An 8655-nucleotide genomic window follows, 5' to 3' on the forward strand; every position below is an offset into this window, starting at 1 on the left:
GAAGCATTTTTTGAAAAGTCTTTCTTAAGAGCGATTTTAACTTTTACACAAAGAGGTTGCGCTAATTGGAACAACCTTCAGGAAAATGCTTCGCCCTTACGCCTGAGAAAGATTTCTCCGCTCTGCACGTGGCTTTTGCTCCACGCATCGGTCGAAAAGACAATAAGTGAGGCTTCGTGCCGAGCGTCATTCCAAATCCCGATTCATGGTGACAGACCCGTCTGTCCAGCGGGAGAGGCCATTCAACAATTAAACAATCCAACAATTCAACGACTTTCCTTCCTCACCCCGCACAAAAATTTTTGCATCCCGCTTTAGCGGGATAGATCTTTTAATGGAAGTATTTTAAAAAAATAGATAAGTGAGGAAGTGGTAATGGTAAGCTGGTCCACTGGTTGAGATGAACTCTTTATTGAATTCCGTGTTTTCCATGAAGGTACGAAAACATGCTAAAAAATCATCGTCAAAGGAGAGCGATCTTTGTGGCTCCAGAATGGTTCTCATTTGCAGATAGGCATTTTCTGAGAGAAAAGACCATTTCTGGAAGATTTTACTACTTGTAAATTAAAGGAATTTTTTATTATTTTAACCTGTTCATTTATTTTATCAAAACCAATCAAAGGAAAAAGAATGCAAGAAAGATGGGCACTTGTTACGGGAGCCGGCAGCGGTATTGGTAGAGCTCTGACGCTTTGCCTGAGCACAGAACAGGGAATCAATGTGCTGGCGGTTGGCCGGAATCAGGAAAAATTGCTGGCCACACAACAAAGTGATCCTCAAAAAATCAAGATTGTTGCAGCCGATGTTTCCAGCGAGGTCGGGCGAAAGAAGATTAGCGCCCGCGTCGAGCAGATGGGCCGGATGGACTATTTGGTGCACAATGCGGCCCAATTGCTTCCTGTAAAACCTTTAAAAGAGGTTGAGCTTGAAGAGTGGCGACAACATTTTGCCGTGAATGTGGAGGGCCCGCTTTTCCTGACGCAAAAACTTTTGCCTTTTCTTACAAAAGGCGCCAGAATATTACATATCAGTTCAGGGGCGGCGCACCATGCTTACGCTGGTTGGGGAGCGTACTGTACTTCCAAAGCGGCCTTGTTCATGCTTTATCGGGTGTGGAACAAGGAATTAGCCCAAAGCGGGATTCTGGTCGGCAGCCTGCGGCCCGGGGTGGTCAATACGCCCATGCAGGATCAAGTGCGAATGGCCCGTAAAGAAGATTTCCCTGCCCTGGAGCGCTTTATTCAATTACGGGAGGAAGGAAAGCTGCTTGAGCCAGACATGGTAGCGCGCTTTATCTGTCAGGTAATGTTGCAAACGGATGACGATCAATACGTAGCGCAGGAGTGGGACATCCGCGAACACGGCCCGCTGTTTGGCATGGAAATTAATCAATGAGGTAACCATGAAATATTGGCTTTTTAAGACGGAACCCTCTGCCTATTCCTGGCAGGACTTAAAAAATGAACCGGACAGAACCACTTTCTGGGATGGTGTGCGCAATTATCAGGCGCGCAATCTGTTGCGTGATGAAATTAAACAGGGAGACCTGGTTCTGATCTACCACAGCGTAAAACAACCCCAGGCTATCATGGGCATTGCCCGCGTAGTCAAAGAAGGCCACCCCGATCCAACGGCTTTTGATCCGCAATCAAAATACTTTGATCCCAAAAGCGATGCGCAAAATCCCCGCTGGTTTGGCGTGGAGGTGCAGGCCATTCAGGAATTCCAACCGCCAATTACGCGGGAAGAACTGAAACGCCTCCCTCAACTGCAAAATATGATGTTGCTGCGTAAAGGCAGTCGGCTTTCTGTTCAGCCCGTTACGGAAGAGGAATGGCAGACCATCGTAAATTTTCGGCCTCCGCAGATGATTTAGAATACTTCCTTCAAAACTTCTAAGGCAGCAGAGCCGCAACCAAAAGTGCAAGAAACTATTTTAATCAAAATTATCTTTCACGCAGATTTCACAGATATTTGCAAAAATAATTTAAACCAATTCTTCAACACGTCCTCCCTAAAACAGCATTAAAATTTTCTCACGCTAAAGCGTTAGATCTTTTGATGGAAGTATTCTAATCCCGCCACAGCGGGATGCGAAAATTTTTGTGCTGTGTGAAGAAACAAAACTGTTGAATTGTTGATTTGTTGATTTGTTGATTTGTTGAATGGTTTGATGTCCCGTCCCAGAGAATCGCAATTTCCGCTGCTCTCCAACAGGCTAAAGCGGCCGGACAATTAAGAAAATTTCCCACACAAGTCTTCCCCCTCTCCCAGACTTTTATTCTGAGAGAGGGGGATCGAGGGGGTGAGAGCAAATTCGTGAAATGACTTCTGTTGTTGGAGAAGTAAAGTTAAGAGTATATGAGAGTAAGAGTTAAAGGATTCCGGGGCACCGTCCTGTCATTTTTAAAAGAAGGTTTTTGGTTGCGGCTTTGCTGCCTTGGGTAACTGCATTGTGTTATGTCTGATTGTTGGCAGGAAGCGGAATCTTCTACTACCAGGTTGTCATTACGACTGGAACCCCGTTTTATCTGAAAGAAAGCAGAAATTTTGCGCTACTAATAGTGTTGTTCTGATGAAAAAAGAGCGTATTAGAGTCGCCTGGGACATGGAAGGTAGTCCTGTTTATCTGGGAGTAATGCGTTGCCTTTAGGGACATTCCCGCTTGTGCGAGAATGAAAACTTTCTGTGAGAAAACAATGAGATTTTTATTTGTGTCCACAGCTTTTGCTCGACTTAACTGCTGGTAATTCCATCAATTAACACCATTCAAACCACAATTTGTATTTTTATTCAAGTAAAATTTTTTTAATCTGACAACAATTTCATTGATTTATTTTGAATTCTTGCTTTAATTCTCATAATCGTCAAATTAGAAATAAATAAAAACGGAGAATGTTGCAAGAATATGCAATCCATAATGAAGCCCTTGCGCTCAGTCGGATTGGTAGGCTATGGCGCTTATCTGCCACGCTATCGGATCAGAACCGAAACCATTGCCCGCGTCTGGAGAGGCCGGCAGTCGGGTAATCAGTTGCCGGTTGAGCAAAAAAGTGTGCCGGGCCTGGATGAGGACACCATCACCATGAGTATTGAAGCCGGCGGCAATGCGCTACAACGCGCCGGTATCAATGCCCAGCAAATCTGCGCGGTGTGGATTGGTTCCGAATCGCATCCCTACGCTGTAAAACCGAGTGGTACGGTGGTGGCTCAGGCTTTGGGTATTGCTCCGGCCAACACGGCCGGCGACTTTGAATTTGCCTGCAAGGCGGGTACAGAGGCCATGCAAGCCGCTTTCGGTTATGTGGGCAGCGGCCTGGCGGATTACGCTCTGGCCATCGGCATGGACACGGCTCAGGGACGACCGGGCGATGCGCTGGAGTACACGGCTGCCGCCGGCGGGGCGGCGTTTGTGATCGGACCGGGAGAAGATTCGCTGGCCGTTTTGAAAGGGGCCTACAGCTACGTGACCGATACCCCGGATTTCTTTCGGCGTAATTACCAGAAATACCCGGAGCACGGCAATCGCTTTACAGGCGACCCGGCCTATTTTCACCATATTAAAATGGCGGCTTCCACTCTGATGCAAGAATTGCAACTTAAAGCCAGCGATTTTCGCTTTGCGGTGTTTCATCAACCCAACCAGAAATTCCCGCAAAAAATAGCCCGTGATTTAGGCTTTAAATTAGAACAGATTAAAGACGGTTTGCTGGCTCCCAGAATTGGCAATACCTATGCCGGCTCTGCTATTTTGGGCTTGACCGCCATTCTGGACAAAGCCCAGCAGGGAGATCTGGTTCTGGTGGCCAGTTTTGGTTCCGGGGCAGGGAGTGATGCGTTTTGCTTTGAAGTTACAGCAAAATTGACGGAACGGCGCGATCGGGCGCCTTTGACCGAACACTACCTGCAGCGCGTAAAGTACATCGATTACAGCCAATATGCCAGATTCCGTGAAAAAATCAAGCAATCGTGATCCTATTCAAATCGGATGGAAAGGCACAGGAACAATTTGAGGAATGATTTATCATGAGAGAAGTTGCCATTATCGGGATTGGTCAGGTTCCCGTGCGTGAGCACTGGGACAAATCCTTGCGCGAATTAGCCGTAGAAGCGCTGTGGCAGGCGCTGTCCGATGCCAATCGGGATGAAATCGATGCCTTATTTGTGGGCAACATGTTAGGCGGTGAATTAAGCGAACAGGAACACTTAGCGGCTTTGGTTGCTGATTTCGCAGGCTTTGCCGGCGTGGAAGCGGTAAAGGTTGAAGCAGCCTGCGCTTCCGGTGCGGCCGCTTTCCGACAGGGCCTGTTCGCCGTGGCCAGCGGACAAAAGCAGTGTGTGGCTGTGGTCGGCGTGGAAAAATTGACCGAACGTTCCGGATGGTTTACCACCAGCGCGCTGGCTACCGCAGCGGACGCAGATTTTGAAACTTCGCTGGGGTTAACTTTTGTCGCTTTAAATGCGCTGATCAAACGGCGCTTCATGTTCGAATACCGACTGTCTAAAGAAGCCTTTGCCTGGTTTCCTGTGCTGGCTCATCAAAATGCGCTTCACAATCCCCATGCCATGTTCCGCAAGCCCATTACCGTTGAACAATATCTAAAAGCCAAGATGATTGCCGATCCCATCAATCTGCTGGATTCCAGTCCCATTGCGGACGGAGCAGCCTGTGTTATTCTGGTACCGGCTGAACACTTGCCCAAAAAGGCCAGACGGGCCGTGGATGTGTTAGCCTGTGAAGTGGCAACCGACTCTATTGCTTTACACGATCGGGAAGATATTTTACAGCTTAAAGGCGCCCGTCTCAGCGCCAGCAAAGCATTTGAAACCGCCGGGCTTACGCCTCAGGACATGGATTTTTTTGAACCCCACGATGCCTTTAGCATCATGACTGCCCTTTCCATTGAAGCGGCCGGCTTCATGCCCGCCCCGGACGCTCTTCGACACGCCCAGGATGGCTATTTTCAGATAGACGGTCCATTGCCCATCTGTACCATGGGCGGCTTGAAAGGAAGAGGACATCCGGTTGGAGCAACCGGAGTTTACCAGATCGTCGAAGCCGTGTTACAATTAAGGGGTGAGGCGCCCGAAGCTCTGCAGTTAGCTAAGCCGCGCCGGGGGATGACGCAAAATATCGGCGGAACCGGCGCCACAGTGGTAACTACTATCTTAAAGGGAAGAAATTAAAGGAGAAGCAAATCATGGACATACCTCGTTACTGGCGTCTCCGTAATCAGCGATATCATCTGGAAGGCAGCCAGTGCGCTCACTGTGCGAAACAATATTTTCCCCCGAGAAACGTTTGCCCCAACTGTAAAAGCAGAAACATGTCGCCGGTACGCTTTTCGGGCAGAGGACGCATCTTCAGTTATTCTGTGGTGTATCAAACTTCGGAACGCTTTGAAGGACAGGCGCCCTATCTGGTGGCGTTGATCAAACTGGACGATGGCCCTTTGATTACCGCGCAATTAACCGATCTGGATATGGATCAGGTACAAATCGACCTGCCCGTTGAGATGGTGGTTCGAAAGTATTTTGCAGAAGGTGAGCGGGGCCCCATTGTTTATGGCTACAAATTTAGACCTCTTTTACAAACTCTGGATTTTAAAAAAGAAAAGTAGGAGAACCGCTTCTCTGCAAGCTCTTTTTACTGACTGAGGAACCATTGAAGAGGCGCGCCTTATTTTTCGTAAAATACTCTTAAAAAGCCAACCTATCAGAAGTTGCATTTCTTCTGTTTCTCCATTACTTTACAGAACTGAAAACAAGGGAGAAGGTGATGATCCAGGTACCCGATGTAAGCGACCTGACCAAAGATGTTTTTTACGAGTTGTTGTACAAACAAACCAGGGCCATGTTAGAGGACGAAAGGGATGCGATTGCCAACATGGCCAATCTCTCTGCGTTGCTCTTTTACTCCATGGAAAATGTCAATTGGGTAGGCTTCTATTTACTCAAAAAGGAAGACGAACTGGTTCTGGGACCGTTTCAGGGTAAACCGGCCTGTGTGCGCATTCCGGTGGGCAGAGGCGTTTGCGGTACTGCAGTGGCCCAAAAGCAAACTCTTGTTGTGCCGGATGTCCACAAATTCCCCGGACACATCGCCTGCGACAGCGCTTCCAATTCTGAAATTGTGGTGCCTATGATCAAAAAGGGAAAGGTATTGGGCGTTCTGGATATTGATTCTCCTCTTTTTGACCGCTTTTCAGAAATGGATCGGCAGGGCCTGGAAAAAATTGTGTTGGCCCTGGTCGAGTACTCGGCTTTTTAAATTCCAATACAGATCAACTAACTGAATCAGTGGGAAAATACCGCTAATGAAAGTAATCGCTCGCCACGATGAATCAGGATTTGAACTGACCTTCCACACAATTCAACTACCTCCCTTGAACACAACATCTTACCCCACAAAAATTCGTAATTGGTAAGTGGTAATGGAGAGTTGCCCTACTAATGTTTTTTGCTTTCTGTAATTGATTGATCCTTACAGCTTGGTTGCCTTTTCTGGCTACAATAGTAAGCTCTGGCAAAATGTATTTTTAGTCTCATTTCAGAATACCGCAGCTGAGGAAAACAATAACGAAACCACAAAATTTTTTCCCAATGACAGGTAGGCGCATCTTACACAATCCTACGTTAACATATTTAATAGAGAAACTGGACTATCACCGTTCCCTTTTGTACCTTACTGCAGGTCTGTTAAAAAATTTAAACACCTGGACAAAAAATTAAACGATCGGATGAAAAGTTCATAAGCCACTCTGTCTGCTAATTCCAATGATTACAGGAGATAAACTGAAATTCCATCTCTGGCACGAAAGTTGATTTTATTAAAACGAAAGCTGTGGAAAGAGGTGTAAATCATTAGACCGCTCCCTCTTTCCAGAACTGTTTAACAAAAAGAACAGGTAAAAATAAAAGGAGTCTTCAAAATGCAATACAAACCTTTTTGCTGGATTTTAATGCTGGTCCTGGCTGTTCTATTTACAGGTAGCCATCTTCAGGCCCAGCAAGAAGGAAAAGTCGTGATGATCCACCCTAAAGTGGGTAAAAGTCTGGATTGGCAGGAGCGGGAACGCTACGGCTTTTTCCCTGAGATCAAACATTTTCAGAATGCTGTCTTTTTGTTAATGCCGGACAGCACCTATCGCCTCCGGATTAGCTATTTTAAAAATGACACCCTGCGTAGCAAAGTGCTTAGCCTAAGTAAAGAAGATTTTTTGCGGGATTATTACACCGTTATTCTGGAGCGAGAAAAGGAGAAACACCAACCAGGCAGGGAAGTTTTTGTGCAGAGTGTTGCCGGAGAATCGTTACATGGGCGGCTGCTTGCAGTGCAAGAGGATGCGCTTGTTCTGGGAACAGGTCGTGATCAGAAAAAGCCCATTCCGCTCAATGAACTCAGTCAGGTCTCTGTTGTGCACCATGCTTCTGTAAAAAAAACATTGCTGATCAGTCTGCTTGCCGGTGGGGTTGGCGCTGCTATCGGTCTGGCCAGTGGAGATGACGAAGGCGGCTGGTTTCCTCTGACAGCCGAAGAGAAGGCGGTTTTGGGGTTTTCTGCTTTTTCTTCCATCGCTTTTTTCGTAAGTGGAAGCATAGCGGCCATCAAAGCGGTTGATGTCGAAATCCCTTTAAAAAAACTGGCCATGGAAGAGCGGCGCTCCATTCTGAAAGCTGTGCTTAGCGGCACATACCAGCCGCGCAACGCTCTGAGTCTGGTTGGCTCATTCGATTACCTCCAGTATGATCAGGATTTTGCCATGTCGGCTTTCTCCCTGCGTGTACAGAAGCAATACAAACCGCGTATTCTGTTTAGTCTGGCCTATACGCGTTCTAACTGGTCTGATTGGCAGAATGTTTTTCAGTATGAAACGGAGTATGAGAGCGGGATGATGCGTGAACGCATGCGCTGCAATTTGCTCAGCGCCGAAATCACGGCTCTGGCCAGGGCGACCGGCACGGTGCTGCCCTTCTTCCGCTGGGGGCTTGCCTACAATAGTCGGACGAAGCAGGATTACACAAAATCGCACTATCAGGATGCAAAAAGCGGTGTAACGAGGGATGTAGAGGATTCAGTTCAACAAAAGGAAACGTTTTGGGGAATTCCTCTGGCCATCGGGACGCTTATCCAACTGCATTCCAATGTTCGGTTAGAACTTAAGGTAAAAAAGATTTTGACCAACAAGCAACCCTGGCAGTTAGGCATCGGTTTACAGGTAGGACAAAGGGCTTTCCACTAAGTCATCGTTGAAGTGGGCGATTTAGAATACTTCCTTCAAAAGATCTATCCCGCTAAAGCGGGATGCGAAATTTTTAATGCTGAATATCCTAACCCCCCGGCCCCCTTCCCTTCTTTTAATAAAGGGAAGGGGGAGCAAATTGTGCCGCTTTGCTGAGTCTTCGCCTTACATGTCAACAAATTTTATTTTTTTGAAATCTTTGTGCTCTCTGTGGTTGTTTTTGGTTGCGGCTATGTTGCTTTGGAAATATTCCTCCTGAACTTCCTACATAAAACGTTGGTTGTGCTAAAGCTGATACACTAAAAAATTAAGAAGTCCCGTAGGGACGAAACAAATTAGCCAACCGCGTCAGCGGTGGGTAAAGCAAAAACACAAAAAACATGGATCGTCCTGTAAGGACGAGATAGGAAAC

At 47.0% G+C, this 8655-nt stretch carries 8 protein-coding genes; all 8 read left to right on the plus strand.

Translation table 11 applies throughout. The features are described 5' to 3' along the window. On the plus strand, window positions 1-318 hold a 318-nt coding region (locus ACWB0I_RS13860), incomplete at its 5' end, for a hypothetical protein (RefSeq protein WP_479388663.1). Window positions 319-630: 312 nt separating this feature from the next. Next, entirely contained in the window at window positions 631-1395 is a 765-nt protein-coding gene (locus tag ACWB0I_RS13865; RefSeq protein ID WP_479388664.1) for an SDR family NAD(P)-dependent oxidoreductase, read from the plus strand. 7 nt (window positions 1396-1402) lie between these two features. Beyond that, window positions 1403-1876, plus strand: a complete 474-nt coding sequence (locus ACWB0I_RS13870) for an EVE domain-containing protein (protein WP_479388665.1) — start codon at window positions 1403-1405, stop codon at window positions 1874-1876. Between the two features lie 1032 nt (window positions 1877-2908). Beyond that, on the plus strand, window positions 2909-3973 hold the full coding sequence (locus tag ACWB0I_RS13875) for a hydroxymethylglutaryl-CoA synthase (protein WP_479388666.1): 1065 nt from the start codon (window positions 2909-2911) through the stop codon (window positions 3971-3973). Between the two features lie 53 nt (window positions 3974-4026). Then, window positions 4027-5187, plus strand: coding sequence for a thiolase domain-containing protein (locus tag ACWB0I_RS13880; RefSeq protein WP_479388667.1), 1161 nt, complete (start codon window positions 4027-4029; stop codon window positions 5185-5187). Window positions 5188-5201: 14 nt separating this feature from the next. After that, a complete protein-coding gene (locus tag ACWB0I_RS13885; protein ID WP_479388668.1) occupies window positions 5202-5621 on the plus strand; it encodes a Zn-ribbon domain-containing OB-fold protein in 420 nt (139 codons plus the stop codon). 158 nt (window positions 5622-5779) lie between these two features. Next, entirely contained in the window at window positions 5780-6271 is a 492-nt protein-coding gene (locus tag ACWB0I_RS13890; protein WP_479388669.1) for a GAF domain-containing protein, read from the plus strand. 661 nt (window positions 6272-6932) lie between these two features. Continuing rightward, window positions 6933-8243 carry a hypothetical protein gene (locus ACWB0I_RS13895; protein WP_479388670.1) on the plus strand — a complete coding sequence of 437 codons (1311 nt, stop codon included), beginning with the start codon at window positions 6933-6935 and terminating at the stop codon, window positions 8241-8243. Window positions 8244-8655: the final 412 nt, after the last annotated feature.

Source organism: Caldithrix sp. (assembly GCF_056497305.1).

What these genes read in the sequence shown, in the direction of transcription:
- ACWB0I_RS13885 (WP_479388668.1), top strand. Translation starts at nt 5,202, where the DNA reads ATGGACATACCTCGTTACTGGCGTCTCCGTAATCAGCGATATCATCTG.
- ACWB0I_RS13865 (WP_479388664.1), top strand. Translation starts at nt 631, where the DNA reads ATGCAAGAAAGATGGGCACTTGTTACGGGAGCCGGCAGCGGTATTGGT.
- ACWB0I_RS13870 (WP_479388665.1), top strand. Translation starts at nt 1,403, where the DNA reads ATGAAATATTGGCTTTTTAAGACGGAACCCTCTGCCTATTCCTGGCAG.
- ACWB0I_RS13895 (WP_479388670.1), top strand. Translation starts at nt 6,933, where the DNA reads ATGCAATACAAACCTTTTTGCTGGATTTTAATGCTGGTCCTGGCTGTT.
- ACWB0I_RS13875 (WP_479388666.1), top strand. Translation starts at nt 2,909, where the DNA reads ATGCAATCCATAATGAAGCCCTTGCGCTCAGTCGGATTGGTAGGCTAT.
- ACWB0I_RS13880 (WP_479388667.1), top strand. Translation starts at nt 4,027, where the DNA reads ATGAGAGAAGTTGCCATTATCGGGATTGGTCAGGTTCCCGTGCGTGAG.
- ACWB0I_RS13890 (WP_479388669.1), top strand. Translation starts at nt 5,780, where the DNA reads ATGATCCAGGTACCCGATGTAAGCGACCTGACCAAAGATGTTTTTTAC.